18 protein-coding genes are annotated in these 16,388 nt (G+C 52.6%); 3 read left to right on the top strand and 15 right to left on the bottom strand.

Annotation, left to right across the window (positions count from 1 at the left end; all coding sequences use genetic code 11):
* Positions 1-2: 2 nt before the first annotated feature.
* Positions 3-575 (bottom strand): hypothetical protein, encoded by a 573-nt coding sequence (locus ACFSX3_RS08605; protein ID WP_209987013.1) that lies wholly within the window; start codon positions 573-575, stop codon positions 3-5.
* A 103-nt stretch (positions 576-678) separates the two neighbouring features.
* Here ACFSX3_RS08605 and ACFSX3_RS08600 point away from each other — a divergent pair, with 103 nt between their 5' ends.
* Positions 679-1,305: a pentapeptide repeat-containing protein gene (locus tag ACFSX3_RS08600; RefSeq protein WP_209987016.1), complete on the top strand. Its 627-nt coding sequence runs from the start codon at positions 679-681 to the stop codon at positions 1,303-1,305.
* A gap of 171 nt (positions 1,306-1,476) precedes the next feature.
* Here the strand turns inward: ACFSX3_RS08600 and ACFSX3_RS08595 are convergent, their stop codons facing one another.
* From ACFSX3_RS08595 to ACFSX3_RS08575, 5 genes are all read right to left on the bottom strand, one after another.
* The gene (locus ACFSX3_RS08595; protein ID WP_209987019.1) at positions 1,477-1,842 is read right to left on the bottom strand and encodes a GntR family transcriptional regulator; all 366 of its coding nucleotides are present in this window, start codon (positions 1,840-1,842) and stop codon (positions 1,477-1,479) included.
* The gene (locus ACFSX3_RS08590) at positions 1,839-2,495 is read right to left on the bottom strand and encodes an ABC-2 transporter permease (RefSeq protein WP_209987021.1); all 657 of its coding nucleotides are present in this window, start codon (positions 2,493-2,495) and stop codon (positions 1,839-1,841) included. Before ACFSX3_RS08590 ends, ACFSX3_RS08595 begins: the two co-directional genes overlap by 4 nt.
* Positions 2,488-3,342, bottom strand: a complete 855-nt coding sequence (locus ACFSX3_RS08585; RefSeq protein WP_209987024.1) for an ABC transporter ATP-binding protein — start codon at positions 3,340-3,342, stop codon at positions 2,488-2,490. Before ACFSX3_RS08585 ends, ACFSX3_RS08590 begins: the two co-directional genes overlap by 8 nt.
* 72 nt (positions 3,343-3,414) lie before the next feature.
* Positions 3,415-4,671 (bottom strand): acyltransferase family protein, encoded by a 1,257-nt coding sequence (locus ACFSX3_RS08580; RefSeq protein WP_209987027.1) that lies wholly within the window; start codon positions 4,669-4,671, stop codon positions 3,415-3,417.
* Between the two features lie 181 nt (positions 4,672-4,852).
* The gene (locus ACFSX3_RS08575; protein ID WP_209987030.1) at positions 4,853-5,323 is read right to left on the bottom strand and encodes a VOC family protein; all 471 of its coding nucleotides are present in this window, start codon (positions 5,321-5,323) and stop codon (positions 4,853-4,855) included.
* Between the two features lie 99 nt (positions 5,324-5,422).
* On the opposite strand from ACFSX3_RS08575, the gene ACFSX3_RS08570 reads away from it, so the two are divergent.
* A complete protein-coding gene (locus tag ACFSX3_RS08570; RefSeq protein WP_209987032.1) occupies positions 5,423-6,334 on the top strand; it encodes a helix-turn-helix transcriptional regulator in 912 nt (303 codons plus the stop codon).
* A gap of 53 nt (positions 6,335-6,387) precedes the next feature.
* On the opposite strand, the gene ACFSX3_RS08565 is transcribed toward ACFSX3_RS08570, so the two are convergent.
* The 8 genes from ACFSX3_RS08565 to ACFSX3_RS08530 form a co-directional block, all read right to left on the bottom strand.
* The gene (locus tag ACFSX3_RS08565; RefSeq protein ID WP_209987035.1) at positions 6,388-7,317 is read right to left on the bottom strand and encodes a sensor histidine kinase; all 930 of its coding nucleotides are present in this window, start codon (positions 7,315-7,317) and stop codon (positions 6,388-6,390) included.
* Between the two features lie 20 nt (positions 7,318-7,337).
* Positions 7,338-8,099 (bottom strand): ABC transporter permease, encoded by a 762-nt coding sequence (locus ACFSX3_RS08560; protein ID WP_209987038.1) that lies wholly within the window; start codon positions 8,097-8,099, stop codon positions 7,338-7,340.
* The gene (locus tag ACFSX3_RS08555; RefSeq protein WP_209987041.1) at positions 8,092-9,015 is read right to left on the bottom strand and encodes an ATP-binding cassette domain-containing protein; all 924 of its coding nucleotides are present in this window, start codon (positions 9,013-9,015) and stop codon (positions 8,092-8,094) included. The genes ACFSX3_RS08560 and ACFSX3_RS08555 overlap by 8 nt, the downstream gene beginning before the upstream one ends.
* A gap of 83 nt (positions 9,016-9,098) precedes the next feature.
* Positions 9,099-9,791, bottom strand: coding sequence for a response regulator transcription factor (locus ACFSX3_RS08550; protein WP_209987045.1), 693 nt, complete (start codon positions 9,789-9,791; stop codon positions 9,099-9,101).
* A gap of 115 nt (positions 9,792-9,906) precedes the next feature.
* A complete protein-coding gene (locus ACFSX3_RS08545) occupies positions 9,907-10,926 on the bottom strand; it encodes an alpha/beta hydrolase family protein (RefSeq protein WP_209987047.1) in 1,020 nt (339 codons plus the stop codon).
* Positions 10,871-11,593, bottom strand: a complete 723-nt coding sequence (locus tag ACFSX3_RS08540) for a GNAT family N-acetyltransferase (protein WP_209987050.1) — start codon at positions 11,591-11,593, stop codon at positions 10,871-10,873. Before ACFSX3_RS08540 ends, ACFSX3_RS08545 begins: the two co-directional genes overlap by 56 nt.
* Positions 11,590-12,375: a MerR family transcriptional regulator gene (locus tag ACFSX3_RS08535; protein ID WP_209987053.1), complete on the bottom strand. Its 786-nt coding sequence runs from the start codon at positions 12,373-12,375 to the stop codon at positions 11,590-11,592. The genes ACFSX3_RS08540 and ACFSX3_RS08535 overlap by 4 nt, the downstream gene beginning before the upstream one ends.
* Positions 12,376-12,439: 64 nt before the next feature.
* Positions 12,440-13,330 carry a LysR family transcriptional regulator gene (locus ACFSX3_RS08530; protein ID WP_209987056.1) on the bottom strand — a complete coding sequence of 297 codons (891 nt, stop codon included), beginning with the start codon at positions 13,328-13,330 and terminating at the stop codon, positions 12,440-12,442.
* A gap of 146 nt (positions 13,331-13,476) precedes the next feature.
* Between ACFSX3_RS08530 and ACFSX3_RS08525 the strand changes: the two genes are divergently transcribed.
* The gene (locus ACFSX3_RS08525; RefSeq protein ID WP_379312805.1) at positions 13,477-14,631 is read left to right on the top strand and encodes an MFS transporter; all 1,155 of its coding nucleotides are present in this window, start codon (positions 13,477-13,479) and stop codon (positions 14,629-14,631) included.
* A 223-nt stretch (positions 14,632-14,854) separates the two neighbouring features.
* Here ACFSX3_RS08525 and ACFSX3_RS08520 read toward each other — a convergent pair whose 3' ends face one another.
* Positions 14,855-16,378, bottom strand: coding sequence for a malate:quinone oxidoreductase (locus tag ACFSX3_RS08520; RefSeq protein WP_209987062.1), 1,524 nt, complete (start codon positions 16,376-16,378; stop codon positions 14,855-14,857).
* Positions 16,379-16,388 lie beyond the last annotated feature (10 nt).

The raw sequence follows: 16,388 nt of genomic DNA, 5'->3' as shown, positions 1-16,388 counted from the left end.
TTCTACCATTCATAGGTAACAAAGCGTGCTCTGAGCGTCTCTTCATACGGTAACCATTCCGCATCGCTCCATAGAGACATTCCAGTAATTTCGGACAGCCGCTCCACCGCTTGCTCCGGGCTGGTAAGGCTGATGAATCCGCCGAAGTTCTCCTCCTCAGCTTGCATCCCGAGCACCCGCTGGATATATTCGTCTGCTATACGCTCTTCCCGCAGCTGTTCATAATCCTCCCGGGTCCAAGGCTCACAGAAGATTCGTTCGGCCTGGATCTCCCCCTGCTCAAAGAACGACAGCTCGAAGATCTCCTCATTCATATATGCCACGGTCATCACCGGCTCCTGTAGCAGCGCGGACAACGTTCTGCCAGCCTTTTTCACCGTACCCCACACGAAATAATCGTGAAGCACGCTGATCCAGCCCTCATTACTTTGGCTTACATAGATAACGGCCTTACGCTCCGGCGTCTCAGGATAACCCAATACTTTGCCATGCTTGCCGGTCAGCTCCTGTAAGGCTTGCAGGGTCTTCTCCAGGTCACCTGACTTGATATGCAGATTTGCAAACGATCTTCCCACGGGTGGATGGCCTCCTTTAATGGCTTGTTAATAGTTACTTGGCATACTAACATATAAACTAGATTCCATTCATTTTACCAAATTAATGTAAGGAGGGGCTACCTTGAATAAGAAATTCCTCTTGGCCAGATGGCAGGACGACCAGCTCTCTGAAGTGAACCGGCGTCTGGCCGCTATTGCAGGTAAACATAATCTCCATCAACAAGACCGCTCCTTCCCGCCCTCCCCTTATGGGCAGACGGAGGCAAGACTCAAGGATTACCGGGGAGTTACCCTGACTGAGAGCATACAGTACCTCACTCTGCAGGATATTGATTTCTCTTATTCACGCTTCGAGGATTCGGCAAGCTTGAACACCTCTACATTTACCAATTGTTGCCTGGACGAGGTCAGACTGGACAAGAGATTCGTGACCCATACCTTCAATCACTGTTCCTTCCGGGGAGCGAAGCTGAATGGTGCCAGAATGAGCAAGGCGTTCCATGATTGTGATTTCACCGGCTGCAACTTAAGCAAAGTGATAGCAAATGATGTATCCTTCATCCGCTGCCGCTTTGATGGGGCCAATTTCCGCAGTGCCTTAATGTTGTATTGCCGGTTCGAGGAATGTAGCTTTGACGGGGCGCTGTTTCAAGACGGCTCCATAGCCGGAAGCCGCTTTGCGGGAGAGGCATGCTTGCTGCCTGAGTGGGGAAATACGGTATTGGATCATGTCAAATTTCAGGAGTGATGTGAGCGCCCTCAACAATAACCCGGATCATGGCCGGACTGCTGAAGGCATTGTGAAGCAGTTCCCGGAGAAGTTTAGGGGGAAATAGAGTAAGTGTCCCGTACCAGAAATAACAAACAGGCTTTTCAGCCCCCTTGGAAGAGGGAGCATGAAAAGCCTGTTTCTGTTCGTTTAGTAAATCTTCCCCAGCAGCGCGATCACTTCATCAAGCGTAAGGCCGAAGGACTTGTAATACTGAATGTCGCCCTCCATCTGCTTCAAGACCATCTCGTTACGAATCCGCAGCATCTCCTCGGGCGAGAATTCGGCCACAAAGCAGCCTTTGCCCGTTACCGTATTAATCAAGCCGCTCCGCTCCAGCTCCTCCCAGGCCTTCTTCACCGTGATGACACTGACATGCAGCTCCAGAGCAGCCTGCCGGATGGGGGGCAGACAATAGCCGCTTTCCAGCTCGCCACCAAGAATCTGTGCGCTGATCTGTTCGTGCAGCTGCTGGTAGATCGGCTTGTCGGAGGTGCTGGAGATCGTTACGTTCATAAGATCTCCACTTTCAGGAATCTCCGTACCGCAATCCGGTAGGCAAGTAGGGTGAAGGCTGCGAAAATGAGGATGCCCCCGATCAGAATCGAGAACTGAAGCGCCGTATTCTCTGTCCCGGAGCCGTAGAATATGCTGTGCATCCAGCTATTCTGGATTCCTTCCCATTGGACCAAGCCAGCGAACAGGATCGCCGCAGCCGTAGATGCAGTCGTGGCCGCGCCATACTTATACGCCGTCTTATAGTACATAGTGATAAATATAAGATTGAACACCGCCAGCATAATGAAGCACAAGCCCCAGAAGCCCATATAAGGCGGAAAGAAAATATAAGTCAAATGCGGATAGAGGCGAAACGTAAAGATACTGAAGATCATGGCAATGAGCAGATGCATCAGCTCAAGAATGACAATAACAGCTATTCTGGACTTCACGATGTCCGGTTTGGTTACAGGCATCATTGTGCTGAATATGAGATCATTCTGGCTCTTAAATCCGCCGAACATGTTCGGTACGGTGATGAAGCAGAAATACAGCGGAACCAGGAAGTAGACCCAGCCAGGAATAAGCATCAGACCGCCCATAATTAAAGGTAATACGAAGAACCAGGGATTAACGCCTAGCTTCAAATCCTTCAGCACCAGATTATACATATACACCCTCCTTTTTGGCAAAGTAGATCATGATGTCATCGAGAGTCGGGATGGCCGTGCTAAGCGCCCAGGCGGGCTTGAGATCCCGGGTATGGATCAATCCGGTGAAGCCGAAGGAGTTGATTTTGTAGGAGATCAGCTTCCCCTTCACTTCGTTAAGCTGGGACTCGCTGCCGCTAAGTAACCGGTACGACTCCTTGAACTCGTTCTTCTCGCTACTTGCCACAATCTGTCCTTGCTCAATGAAGGTGATATAATCCGCACAGCGCTCAAGGTCAGAGGTTATATGAGTGGAGAACAGAATGCTGATCTCGCCCCCCATGATAAGCTCCTGGAAAATATCCAGCAGATCGTCTCTGGAGACCGGATCGAGTCCGCTGGTCGGCTCATCCAGAATCAGCAGCCTGGCGCCATGCGACAAGGCCAGAGTCAGGCTGTACTTCACCTTCATCCCGGTGGACAGCTCCGCTATTTTTTTATTCTCATCCAGCTTGAACCGGTTCAGATAGCTGTAATACGTCTCGTCACTCCAGTTCTTATAGAATTTCTTCGTAATACCCGTCAGCGTCTTAAGCCTGCTGCGTGTATAGAAATCGATATCGCCGAAGGCGCAGCCGATGTCCTGCTTCAATTCTGTTTCATGTTCAGCAATGTTCTTGTCCAGAATGCTGATCTCGCCGCTGTCGGCTTGAACCATATTCAGAATCGATTTGATCGTGGTGGTCTTGCCCGCACCGTTGACCCCGATGAAGCCCATGATATAACCCTGCTCCAACTGAAAAGAGACGTCTTTGATCTGAAAATTAGGATATTTTTTATTTAAATTCCGGACATCTAAAGCCAGCATAACTAACCCCCTCAATAAATTGTGTATTCCGTATATACACAATGTATCATGGTGATTATGTAAAAGTCAATTCTATACGGCTGCAGACGTTGAGGATTCCTTCCGCTTGCGCCGGAAGAACGGCTTACCTTTGGACCAGTTGATGAACGGCTGTTCTATGGCGTAATACGAAATAGTAGCCGCTGCGTAAGAGATGACCACAACAGACATACTGATGCCCAGCCAGCGCCACACATCTCTGACCCCGGAATAATGGAAATCCTGAATGCCGTACTTCTCGATTAAGGTAATGAACAGATAGTGCCATATGTACAGGCCGAATGACACTTTGGCCGTATACCGGAACAAGCGGTTATCCAGCACACGCCCGGCGTACCGGCTGAATGGTGCCGAGAACAGCACGATTCCGAACAATATGGCATAGACCGGGAATAGATACGGCTGCTGCTGGAGACTGAAGTCGAATTCGCCTGCGTGGCGCATCCGCCAGATCAGAAGACCGGCAAGACCCAGAGCAAGCACTGCGGCGGCATCGAACACGCCCAGCTTGCTGAGCCGTTCCACTCTGGAGCGGCGCTGCAGCAAGGCATTCGTTATGCCCGCCGCCAGAATCCCGATGGTGAAGTGCCCGAAGAAGCCGACCGGATTGTATCTCGGCATCCAGAATTTCGCGCCGCCGACCTGGCCATAGTCCCAGCCCCGGCCCTGCTCGCTTGGAGTAAACCAATGATGAATGAGGGCATTGGCGGCAAGCACCAACCCAAATACGGCGACCCAGAACAGGATCGCCTTACTGAAGGAATGCCGCTTGCCGAGCAGGAAAAACACCGCCATGAAGAGTGGCATCAGCAGGTAGCAGAATACCTCGAAGCTGATCGACCAGAGCGGCCCGTTCAAGTCGGAGGGGAAGAACGTGGTGTAGTGGAAGCCCGATGTGAAGGTGACGGCCGCTGCAATCCGCCGCCCTAAGTACTCCATCGGAATATCCAGCCTCCAGGTCAGAAACAGACACACCAGCAGGGACACATAGAAGCCGGGCATGATTCTCGCGGCACGGCGCAGCGTGTACGTCCGCAGGCTTGGATATGGATCGTTATTCAGATACGCACTCCAGAAGGGGAACGACAGCAGGAAGCCGCTTAGCAGAAAAAACAAGCTGACCCCGCTGTTCCCCAGAAGCAGCACGGCTTGCAGCTCCTGGAGCCAGGGTTTTTGTGCGGGCATGATCAGCTTTTGCGATAAGTGATGCAGGATAACAGATAAGCAAGCGATTGCACGAACACCATCCGCTCCAGATAACCGGGTACTGCCCAGACGAAGGTTTGACATCAGCTCAACTTCCTCTTTTCATGAGTGATTCCTGAACGGATGGCCGCCATCAACACAACCACCATAGCCGTAAATTCACTACTCCTATTCGCTAAGGCGATATACACCGGTATCAGGTACTCCTATCTTTCAATACATGATGGATAAATCCTTCCGCTCTCCCTCATTCTGCCAAAATATTTCAGAGATTGCCCCGGCTGGCCAGCACATTATCGAGGAATTGCACTGCATCACTGTTGAACTTCCACCCTATGCCGAACTGATCCACGATCATCCCGAAGCATGAAGACCATGGTGTGCTGGAGAGCGGCATGATAACCGTCCCCCCCTGGGACAGATGATTATAGTACGCTTCGAGCTTCTGCTTGTCCTCAATGACCAGGCTGATCATGATGTTGTTCCCCTTCACCAGTTCACCTGTGACCTGCTGCATAGAGGGCAACAGATCGGACATCATGATGGTACCGCCTGGGAACTCTATCATAGAATCCATAATCATCGCTAACTCATGGTCCGGCAGGGGATAGCTCGGGTCCTGCGGAATATCTCCGAATTTGATCTTTTTCACTGTAGTAGCCTGCAATGCCTCCGCATAGAACTCAATCGCTTCCCCGGCAACACCATCGAAATTAATATAGGCAATAGCTGACATAGAGCATAACCTCCTTCTTAAGATAAATGTAGTATAATACACGATAGGTGACGGCTGTATGTCACCGTTTCACACTTCACTCAAGAAAGAGGGAACCGGATGGACAAGGTGGAGCGGCTGATTACCATCATTATGATTCTGCTCAAAAAAGACATTGTGCCCAGCTCAGAGTTCGCACAATTATTCGGCGTGTCCAAACGGACGATTCTCCGCGATATGGAAGTGCTCAGCCTGGCGCACATTCCTATATACGCCACACCCGGCGTGCAGGGCGGCTACGGCATTATGGAAGAATACAAGATGGACAAGCGGCTGCTGAGCAGCTCCGACCTGGAGAATATACTGGCTGCGCTCGGCGGGCTGGAGCAAATTCTGATCAGCGAAGACGTTGCCATGACGCTACGAAAAATAGAAGCGATGGTGAGTCCAATCGCTCCTAAGGGGTCGGTTCAGCTGTCCTTCTATGATTGGGAGGGCCGCGCAGAGCTTGCCGGAGCCTTGAAGACCTGCCAGGAAGCCATCGCCGGGAGCTGGCTGCTGTCCTTCGGCTACACCGACAGATCCGGCACTCCGACTACACGGACAGTGGAGCCCTACCAGCTTCATTTCAGTGAATCAAGCTGGTATCTGAAGGGCTTTTGCCTGGAGCGGATGGGGGCACGGATGTTCAAGCTCTCCCGGATGGAGCAGCTGGAGCGGAAGGAACAGATCTTCAGCCCCAGAGCGGACATGCTGAATCAGGCACAGCAGGCTGAAGTTCCGTCACAGTTAACCGAAGTGAAGGCACTGATCTCGCCGGGGATTAAGGATCAATTCGTTGAACGGTATGGCCGCAAAAGCATCGAAGCCTATAACGCGGAACAGCTGCTGGCTACGTTCTATATTCCGCAGCACCCGATCGGATATCAATTCCTGGCCGGCTTCGGCACCCATCTGGAGATTATGGAGCCGAAGGCCTACCGTGAAGAATTCCGTAAGTACCTGCTTGAAATGATGAGCCGGTATGCGTAGAAATCAATATGTGGAGCGGCTGGTTGTCATGAGATTAGCTCTATTCTGACTGTTCAACGGCAATGCGGATGCGTTTCGCCCGGTGACCACAGCGGCCAGCAGCAGATCATGGTTAAGTTATCCCCGTGCAGCTCCGCGGTCAAAGTACCGTTCATCTTGTTCATGAGGCTTTTGGCAATGGACAGACCCAATCCTGAGCCTTGCCCTGACCGGGTACGGTCCACCGTATAGAAGCGGTCGAACAGCAGCCTTACATCCATGTCGGATAGATCCTTCGCTTCGTTCACAATCCGCAGCTCTGCTGTCGTCTCCCGCTGCTCGAAACAGATCGACACCTGACCGGTAGCATGCTTCAACGTATTGATAAGCAGGTTCTCAACGACCCTCCGAACGGCCGATTCGTCAGCATATACTGCTACCGGTTCCTTTGGAAGCCGGATGTCCGGCGTCAGACCCCGCTCATTGAACGAATCGTAGAAACCGACCAGTGTGTCCGATAGCAGAAGTGTCATTACAATCCGCTCGGTTTTAAGCTGATGATCCGCAGATTCAATTAAGGACAACTCGAAAAAATCATTCAGCAGGGCCTGAAGCCGCTTTGTCCGGTTTTTGACAACGCCCAGATATTCGCGCTTCTCATCAGGCGTTATCGGCTCCACTTCCAGCAATTGAATATAGCCAAAGATGGAGGTTAGCGGAGTACGAATATCATGAGAGATGTTGGCAATTGCCCGACGCAGCTCATTCTCTATCCGTCTGCGGTTCGCCTCCGCCTCAACAATCAGATCGGATTGGAGGTTGATCTGGCCTGCGAGCGCTTCGAGACGCTTGTCAAATAGCGTCACCTCCAGCTTTTTACCGGTGGTTCGTTCGTTATAACGGCGGAGCTGCTTAGTCATCCGCACCAGCTCCCGCCTCAGTACCAAGAGATAGGCCAGCAGGAGAGCCGCCGCTGTAACCGATATGAGCGTTACGATGAACAAGACTCTCCGCCCCCTCTTCTTTACTTAATTTCCTTCTTGCGGAATATGAGAACGCCCAGCAGCCCGGATACCACTATGGTCAGCAAGGGCGCCAGCAGGAGAGCCGGCCAATCACCGCCATCCATCTGGGTCTTGCCGATTTCACCCAGCAGCTTGAAGACCGAGTAATCGTACACCGTAGTTAGAACCGGAATATACTCCGCCAAGGCTCCCAGTATCATATTAATGGCCAGGAAGAAGATCATCAGGAAGCTGATTGTCTTGCCGCTCTCGGTGAACACCGCTGTGAATAATGCCCCAATCGCTGCGTAGGCAGCAGTATACAACAGCGTGAACCCGAGGACCCGGGGGATGAAGAGGGCGCTCACTCCCTCCGGCAATTGGCCGAAGCCTGAGATCATTGATACTTCGATCAAGCTGACTAGAGGAAATATCAGAGAAATCACCATGGCTCCCGCTGAGAATCCAATCAGCTTGGCTGTGTAGAGCCGCCCTCTGTCGTTGCCCGACGATGCTACCGACTTCATGACACCTGTCGTATATTCGCTGGCGATGAAGAAACCGGCCAATGCGGCTACGCTGAATTTGATAACATAACCATTGCTGGCCACGAATTTAATCAGAAATTCGGCACCGGTGAACTGCGGCTTGCCGCCGGTCTTATTATCGACATAGTAGAGCAAAGGATAGGCCAGGGAAAGCAGAGCAATGATGAGCAACAACACCAGGAACGACCGGTCCTTGCGCAGTTTAAACAGCTCCGCTCTGATCAGGTTATACATGCCCTGCACCCCCAATCCGGTTCATGAAATAGCTCTCCAGATCTGCACCCATCGGCATAAACTGCTCGATGGTAAGACCTGCTGAGAATAGGGCCGTTGATACCTTGCCGGGCTGTTCCCGGTACCCGTACAGCTTGATGACCCCATCCGGCATGACCTCGAAGTCGGTTGTGCCCAGCTCGTTCTGAATAACCATGGCTGCCCTATCCGGATGATCCGCTTTAATATGGACATACTGCTGGCATTTATCGTTCAATTCCCGGGCGGTAAGCTGCTCCAGCAGCTTGCCGTGATGGATGATGCCGTAATGGCTGGCGAGCAAATGCAGCTCGCTTAGAACATGGCTGGAGATCAGAATCGTTAATCCCCGTTCATGATTGAGCCGCTTAAGCAATTCACGCATTTCGATCACGCTCATCGGATCAAGCCCATTGGTGGGCTCATCCAGGATCAGAAATTCCGGGTCGCTTAGCATGGCGACGGCAAGACCCAGCCGCTGCTTCATGCCCAGCGAGAAATTCTTCACCTTCTTCCTCCCTGTGTCCTGCAGCCCAACCAGTTCCAGCATTCTGCGGATGGAGTCCTGGCCGGGAATGCCCCGAAGAAGACGGTTCACCTCCAGATTCTCGCGGGCATTCATGTGCGGGAACAACGAGGGACCTTCAATAATCAGCCCCATCCGCTTACGGGCCTCGGTCAGCTCCCGTTCTGTACCGGTACCGAATAACTCAATCGTTCCTTCCGATGGAAAGGCAAGTCCGGTGACGATACGCATCAGTGTCGATTTACCGGCTCCATTCTGTCCAATAAAGCCATAAATTGAGCCCTTGCGGATAGAAATATTCACTTTATCCAGCGCAACACTGCCTTTGAATCTTTTGGTCAACTGATTCGTTTGCAACACATATTCACTCATTGCTGTCTTGGCCTCCTTCATGTGATAGACCAAGTATAGAAATCAAAACTTAAAAAGGGCTAAAGCCAACCCTTAAGAATATCTTAAGACTTCAGCCGGTAGCCCATGCCCCATACGGTCTCAATATAATCACTGCCGGGCGCTGCCTTCGCAAGCTTGCCACGCAGATTGCTTACATGGACGTTAACCGTATTATCGTCACCATAATAGGGCTCCCCCCATACGCTCTCGTACAGATTGGCCTTAGTGAATACCTTTCTGGGTTCCGATAACAGCAACTGGAGAATTTCATACTCCCGTGCAGTCAGGGCTACCTCCGCCCCCTCTGCCGTCACCGCTTTGGAATCGCAATCCAGCACAAGACCGTTATACTCCAGGATACGGGCCGAAGCTGAGGGTAAAATCTGCTTGAACCGGCGCAAATGAGAGTCAATCCGTGCCGATACCTCCTCAATATCAAAAGGCTTCGTAATAAAGTCATCCGCACCTCCGCGCAGCGCCGACACCTTGGTCTGCTGCTCTCCCTTCGCCGAGATAATAAGGACAGGCATACTTCCCCGCACGCGAATCCACTTCAGCAGCTCCTCCCCCGTCATTCCCGGCAGCATCAGGTCAAGCAGAACCATACTCCATTGCCGCTGCTCCAGATAGAGCAGGGCCTCTGTACCGGAGAAGGCTGGCTGGGGCAGATATCCGCTTTTTGTAATAATGCTGCACAGCAGCCGGCTAATGTCACTGTCATCTTCAGCAACAAGAATCGATATTGGCTTGTCCATCGGGTCTCCTCATGTCATCCATCTTCCGCAGCACATCCTATAATTTGTATACTTTAGCCTATATGATAGACCATTGCTGCCGCAAGTTCCAGAGCCTGATTGTGGACGGAGAGCATTATTCAAGCTCCTTAAGGAATTCCCCAATCCGATCCATATAGCCCGGAACTGTGATGTGGCGCGGGGCGAAGAGGCTGATCATGAGCGCCTTGAAGCTGGAATCCGCCGTCTTCTTGCTCAGCATGGAATGCTCTGCCTCCGGGAAGACCGCCACGCTCAGCAGCTCCGGCTGGACGAGCTTGCGGTACACCTGCTCTGTCTCCTGCCAGTCTACATGAATATCCTGCTGGCCCAGCAGCAACAGCACCGGGGAATGGAATTGCTTAAGATCCTGCCCGGCATCCGACAGGTAATTCTTGCTGACAAAGGCCCACCGTTCCCTCGTCATCGGGTCATTTTCCTTCACCGCAGCCAGATAGTCTTCATAGCTCGCCTTCTGCGCCAGAAGCTGCCTAATCTCGTTGTTAGCCGCCTCTTCGGCTGCGATTTCCGCCTCCGATTTCCCTTCCTGCAGCATCTGCTGCCGGGTATGATAGGCTCCTTGGCGCAGCCAGTTGATGGCCGGTGAGACCAGAATGCTGAAGGCGAGCGGCTCCTTGCCCGCCAGCTTGGGAATCACCCAGCCTGCCTGACTGGCACCCCACACCCCGATCCGGTCCGGATCGATATTCGGCTGCTTCCGGGCCCATGCGATAGCCTCGCGGGCTTCCTCCACCCGGTCATCTATACTCTGATCCAGCCAATTTCCCGCCGAACCGCCGATCCCTCTTTTATCAAGAGACAAGGAGGCATACCCCAGACCGGCTAACCGCTCCCATAGCGGCTTATACCCGTCATCATGTGAGGCATTAATCGGCCCGTCCCCATGAATGAAGAGGACCAGCCCCAGCTTGCCGGGAGATACGGAAGACCCCTTGGGCAACACCAGCGTACCCGTCAGCTCGCCCTCAGGCGACGCAATCCGGATGGCCTGCTCAATCATCTCAAAGCGGTTCTGCTGCACAATGTATATCCCCGCACCGCTAAGGAGCAGCACTATAGTTAGCAGAGATATCCATAGTTTCTTCGTTGTCTTCATTTCTGTATCCGCCCCTCTTCTGAACCATGTATTCCCAGCGCAGTTCATTGAACAATAAGTACAGGGTATAACGTATCTCCCGGGCTTCCGTGTGGAAGGACCACTTCCCGTATAGCTGACGGGCATGCGGATTACCGGCTGATACATGCAGGCTAAGTCTATTCAGTCCCGGGTCGGTATCTACAAGCTTCTGCGCCCACTCTACAAGCAGTCTTCCTACCCCTTTGTTCTGATGCTCCGGCTGGACCGCAAGATCGGTAATATAACACTCGCCTGATGCCGGGGTATGGTCTAGTACATAGAGGCCGATCAGCATTCTGATCATGCCCCGTTTGCCTAATAGCTGTGAGGTTCCCGGTAACGGAGGCGTCTGCCTTTTCCCCAAAAGGCGGGCTTCAGGAGTACGCTTAATCGCGATGCTGCCAATCACCTCGCCCTGCTGCACAGCTACCATCCTGTGAGTATAGGGATCAGCCGGAGCATACTGAAGCAGCATTTCGAAGCACCCTGCCAGCTCTCCCTCCTTCAGCCTGATCCGGTTCTGGAATTTCCCCTGAAAAGCTTGAGCCAGCAGTAGCCCCACCGCATGATTATACTTAGCTTCCATGGGTTCGATAGTTATTGGCGCTGTACTTATTGACGTTGTACCTGTTGGCATCGTTCTCATACGGAACCTCTCCCTTCCACAGGTACAGCCGGGCCGATGCAGGCCCTCAGCTCATAATGCAGCTTGCCCGGAACGAACAGGGAGAGATAAGAGCGTTCAATGACCACCAGCGGTCCCGCGAGAGGAATCGCTTGTGCAGCAGCATGCTCCAGTAATTGACTGATCCACTGTTCCAGCTCCTCCTCGCGGGCCACACATTGCAGAGTCAGATACTCCCCGTCCGGCAAAATCACCCCGCCCGCATCCGGCTGCTCCAGACACAAGGTTAGCTCACCCGACTCCTCCAGCACATAATAAATATCCGATTCGAACAGATCCGGTATCCCTGCCGCCTGCTCCGCAAGCAGCGCTGCACTAAGCTTCCTGTGTGAATCCAGCTTCATCACCTGCACAAGACTTGTAGCCTTGTACTTCACGATCTGAAAGGTCTCAGGCGAGGAGCTGTAGCTCTGCTGTTCCTCCAGCATCTTGCGGATGAACTGCCGTAGCTCCTGAAGACGCACCAGTTCCTGCTCAATCCCTTCGAGAGAGTTCTCCAGCAGCCCGCGATGCTGCTCCGGACTATAGCTCATACATTCGTTAATCGACTGGACAGGCACTTCAAGCTTGCGGAGCAGCAGGATATGCGCGAGCTGATACACTTGATCCATACTGTACATTCTGTACTGATTCTCACCGGTATAGGCAGGCTGCAGCACACCCTTCTCTTCAAAATACCGGATCTGGTGGACCGACACATTCATCAGCTTGGCCAGTTCACTAATCGTTATTTCATTTCTCATCCTAATCACTCCCGGGACTGCGGCTTGGAATATCTCTACGATACACCCTGGGTCTGACCTAAGGTCAAGGGGAGGATTCGAGATCCCGGGCCAGATGGATAAAAGCCTCAATTGCCGGGGAGAGCCACTTCTCCTCATGCCAGAACATTTGAGTTGCAAAAGATACTGCGCTCAAATCCCACGGCAGGGAGATCAGCTCCCCCCGCTTCAATTCTTCGCTTACGGCCATTTCAGGCAGGATGGCGATGCCCATGCCCAGCTTCGCACATTGTTTGATGGCCTCTGCGCTGTGAAACTCCAGTTCCGTAATGCCCGCCATCCCCTTCTGGGACAGGCTGCGCTCGAAGAAGCTGCGGTAGGAGCACCCTTGCTCCGTCAGTAAGAACGTTTCACCGTGGAAATCCTCGATAGCCAGCGCCGGGCGCGACGCCAGCGGATGATCGGGAGCGGCCAGAAGGCAGAAGCGTTCCTCCCTTATTTTTTCTCCGCAAAATCCGCTCTCGCCCTTCATCTCATCCAGCATGAAGATAACATCGACATCCCCGTCCCGCAGACTCTGCTTGAGGCTGGGACTCACGAGCGGCAGGAAGATCAAGCGGACTCCGGGATGAAGCTGCCGGAACTTCTGCAACACAGCGGGGAGCCGGTAGGTGCATAATGTCTCATCTGCGCTAATCACGATGGTGCCTGTCAGCTCTCCGGGCTGCTTAAGGGCATGCTGCGCCTCCTCCACCATACACAGGATGTTATCCGCATAACGCAGGAACGTTTTTCCGGTATCGGTTAACGTCACATTTTTGCCGAGCCGGTCTACCAGCTTCACTCCTAATTCTTCCTCCAGAGCCTTCATTTGCATCGTAACCGTTGAAGGAACATAGTTCTGCGCTTCGGCGGCGCGGGCGAAATTGAGCGTGGAAGCCAGCGTATAAAAGGTTTTAAGTTGGCGCAATTCCATCTGATGTCACTCCTTCATTCAAAAAAAATGAACGTTCCATTCAGAAACGTTTCTTTGACTTAACCTTAGCAGCATCGTAGAGTGATGACAAGAACGGCGGCCGATTCCGTTATGAATGTACAAGGATATGAAACCACAAGGAGCGAATGAACTTGAATAACCGATTGACGATATATATTCTGGCACTTGCCGTTTTTCTGATCGGGACGATTGAATATATTATTACCGGTGTGATTGAGATGATGGCTTCAGATCTTGGCGTATCCACCTCCCAAGTGGGACTGATGGTGACTGTATTCGCGCTGTCCGCAGCGATTATTGCACCGGTTCTTATTGCACTCACCCTCAATCTGGACCGCAAAAAGCTGCTGATGACCGCCCTCGGCGTGTTCATTGCCAGCAACGGGCTGATGCTTCTGAACCTGCCTTACGAAGCTATGCTGGGGGTACGGGTTATCCAAGGGGCAAGCGGGGGTATAGCTACCGTAGTCGCCATGGCCGTAGCTACACGGCTCGTGGAGAAGGAGCGCAGAGGCAATGCGATTGGCATTATTCTGATGGGACTGAGCAGCTCGCTGGTTCTGGGCGTTCCGGCCGGCACTTTTTTCAGTGAGTACTTTGGGTGGAGGGCTCTGTTCATCATCGTCGGGGGGCTGAGCCTTGTTCCGCTGTTCATCATCTCTGCCAAGGTGCCTGCCATCAAAGAAAAAGAAGCCGTCACCCTCAGGATGCAGCTGTCTGTGCTGAAGGATTCCAGAATTGTTACTGCTCTGGCGATCACCTTACTATATGTAGGGGGTTACGCTACACTCTTCACTTATATTACCCCTTACCTGCAGTCCGCATCCTCACTGTCTGTGACCGAAATCAGCGGGGTGCTCTTCCTGGCGGGGGTCTGCAGCTTCATGGGCTCCAAGTTAGGCGGGCAATTGGCTGATTCCAAAGGATCGAAGTTCACCATAATTACGGGGCTTCTGTTACAGGCAGCCACGCTCCTCCTGTTCGCGCTGGCAGGCGTTCATGTGATCGTCCTCCTCCTGGTCCTGATGATCTTCATGCTGGGAACCTGGAGCATCTCCCCTGCGCAGCAGCTCCTGCTAGTCACCCTGGTTCCCCGGAACCCGGATATGGCCCTGAGCGTCAATACCTCCTTCATCCAGTTCGGATTCGCGCTGGGATCGGGCTTAGGCGGCTATGTGATCAGCCGTACCTCTGTGCTCCACCTGAACTGGGCGGGTCTCGCCGCTGTAGCGGTGGCTCTCATTCTGGCCATCCGGCTGTTCAAGACTCATAAGGCTTGATCGCCTTCGGGGTATAGGTTGGGCAGGTTTAATACTGCAAGTGGAAACGGCTTTGCCGTCCTTTTAAAGGACGGTACCGTTTCAGCGAGAAATAGAAGGATAATTTATCGTGTGCAACATATAAATTCTTATATTTCAAGACAAAGAGGCTATCCCAAGGGATGGCCTCTTTACACGTATACAAAAGCTGGCAGGCTTGTGGTCAGCCACACGCCAATCTTTGCTATAGATGATTGACCGCGACTGGCGGCTCATTCCCATCGGTTCCATTCGTCAGGCCCAGCGTTTGCGCTGCGGAAGCATGAATGTCGTTCAATAGCTTCGGGTTAGCGGACAGGGACATGCCGTAGGCAGGAATCATCTGCTTGATCTTCGGCTCCCAGGCCTTGATCCGCTGCGGGAAGCACTTGGCGATTACCTCCAGCATGACAGATACGGCCGTTGAAGCCCCTGGAGAGGCTCCCAGCAATGCGGCGATGGAGCCGTCAGCGCTGCTGATCACTTCCGTTCCGAATTGAAGCATGCCTTTGCCGGCTGCTGTATCCTTAATAATCTGCACCCGCTGGCCCGCCACCACCAGCTCCCAATCCTCGCTGCTGGCATCCGGGATGAACTCCCGCAGCGCTTCCATGCGCTGTTCTTTGGACAGCATGACCTGCCCGATCAGATACTTGGTCAATGACAGGTTCTTCGCTCCTGCTGCAAGCATCGTAACCAGATTATCCGGCTTGACCGAGGTAATCAGATCGAACATGGAGCCGTATTTCAGGAACTTGGGCGAGAAACCGGCAAACGGCCCGAAGAACAGGGATTCCTGCTTATCGATCACCCGGGTATCCAGATGCGGAACAGACATCGGAGGCGCACCCACCGCAGCCTTACCATACACCTTGGCATGATGCTGGGCTACAATCTCCGGCTTCTTGCAGACCATGAACAGTCCGCTTACCGGGAATCCGCCAATCTTTTTACCTTCCGGGATGCCGGATTTCTGCAGCAGATGCAGACTTCCTCCCCCGCCGCCGATGAAGACGAACTTGGCGTTATGACGCTCTGTTACGCCGCTGGTGAGATTCTTCACCTTCAGCTCCCAGGAGCCGTCCTTCGCGCGCTTCAGGTCATCCACCTGATGATTATACCTAATATCGGTGTTACTGCTCTGTAAGTGGTTGAACAGTATACGGGTCAGTGCGCCGAAATTCACATCCGTTCCCGAATCGATTTTGGTGGCCGCTATCGGCTGGTCCAGCTTCCGGTTCTTCATCATCAGCGGAATCCATTCCATCAGCCGCCTTGGATCATCGGAGAATTCCATACCTTGAAACAGCGGGCTATTTGAAAGCGCTTCAAATCGTTTTTGTAAAAACGCTACGTCCTTCTGACCTTCCACAAAGCTCATATGTGGCACAGGTACAATGAAATCCTGCGGATTGTGTATTCGTTTCTGGCTCACCAGATAGGACCAGAATTGCTTGGAGAACTGAAATTCCTCGTTCACCTTAATCGCCTTGCTGATGTCGATCGATCCGTCCGGCTGCTCTGTAGTATAGTTAAGCTCGCAGAGTGAAGAATGCCCCGTACCCGCATTATTCCATTCACCCGAGCTTTCCTCCCCGGCACCTGCACGCCGCTCTAATACGGTTATCGTCCATTCCGGTGCTAATTCCTTAAGCATTGCACCCAGTGTTGCACTCATGATTCCAGCACCTATAAGAATAACATCTGTATTGGTTTGTTGATTACTCATACTCTACCGT

It is taken from the genome of Paenibacillus rhizoplanae (assembly GCF_042684125.1).
GTDB classification, from domain to species: Bacteria; Bacillota; Bacilli; order Paenibacillales; family Paenibacillaceae; genus Paenibacillus_AQ; species Paenibacillus_AQ rhizoplanae.
This window is presented reverse-complemented; position numbering and strand designations above follow the sequence as displayed.

Bases quoted from the DNA above. Each gene is read 5' to 3' on its own strand.
- ACFSX3_RS08550 (WP_209987045.1), bottom strand. From the start codon at position 9,791: ATGGACAAGCCAATATCGATTCTTGTTGCTGAAGATGACAGTGACATT.
- ACFSX3_RS08520 (WP_209987062.1), bottom strand. From the start codon at position 16,378: ATGAGTAATCAACAAACCAATACAGATGTTATTCTTATAGGTGCTGGA.
- ACFSX3_RS08540 (WP_209987050.1), bottom strand. From the start codon at position 11,593: ATGAGAACGATGCCAACAGGTACAACGTCAATAAGTACAGCGCCAATA.
- ACFSX3_RS08585 (WP_209987024.1), bottom strand. From the start codon at position 3,342: ATGCTGGCTTTAGATGTCCGGAATTTAAATAAAAAATATCCTAATTTT.
- ACFSX3_RS08575 (WP_209987030.1), bottom strand. From the start codon at position 5,323: ATGTCAGCTATTGCCTATATTAATTTCGATGGTGTTGCCGGGGAAGCG.
- ACFSX3_RS08525 (WP_379312805.1), top strand. From the start codon at position 13,477: ATGAACTTGAATAACCGATTGACGATATATATTCTGGCACTTGCCGTT.
- ACFSX3_RS08590 (WP_209987021.1), bottom strand. From the start codon at position 2,495: ATGTATAATCTGGTGCTGAAGGATTTGAAGCTAGGCGTTAATCCCTGG.
- ACFSX3_RS08535 (WP_209987053.1), bottom strand. From the start codon at position 12,375: ATGAGAAATGAAATAACGATTAGTGAACTGGCCAAGCTGATGAATGTG.
- ACFSX3_RS08580 (WP_209987027.1), bottom strand. From the start codon at position 4,671: ATGTCAAACCTTCGTCTGGGCAGTACCCGGTTATCTGGAGCGGATGGT.
- ACFSX3_RS08555 (WP_209987041.1), bottom strand. From the start codon at position 9,015: ATGAGTGAATATGTGTTGCAAACGAATCAGTTGACCAAAAGATTCAAA.
- ACFSX3_RS08595 (WP_209987019.1), bottom strand. From the start codon at position 1,842: ATGAACGTAACGATCTCCAGCACCTCCGACAAGCCGATCTACCAGCAG.
- ACFSX3_RS08530 (WP_209987056.1), bottom strand. From the start codon at position 13,330: ATGGAATTGCGCCAACTTAAAACCTTTTATACGCTGGCTTCCACGCTC.
- ACFSX3_RS08560 (WP_209987038.1), bottom strand. From the start codon at position 8,099: ATGTATAACCTGATCAGAGCGGAGCTGTTTAAACTGCGCAAGGACCGG.
- ACFSX3_RS08545 (WP_209987047.1), bottom strand. From the start codon at position 10,926: ATGAAGACAACGAAGAAACTATGGATATCTCTGCTAACTATAGTGCTG.
- ACFSX3_RS08570 (WP_209987032.1), top strand. From the start codon at position 5,423: ATGGACAAGGTGGAGCGGCTGATTACCATCATTATGATTCTGCTCAAA.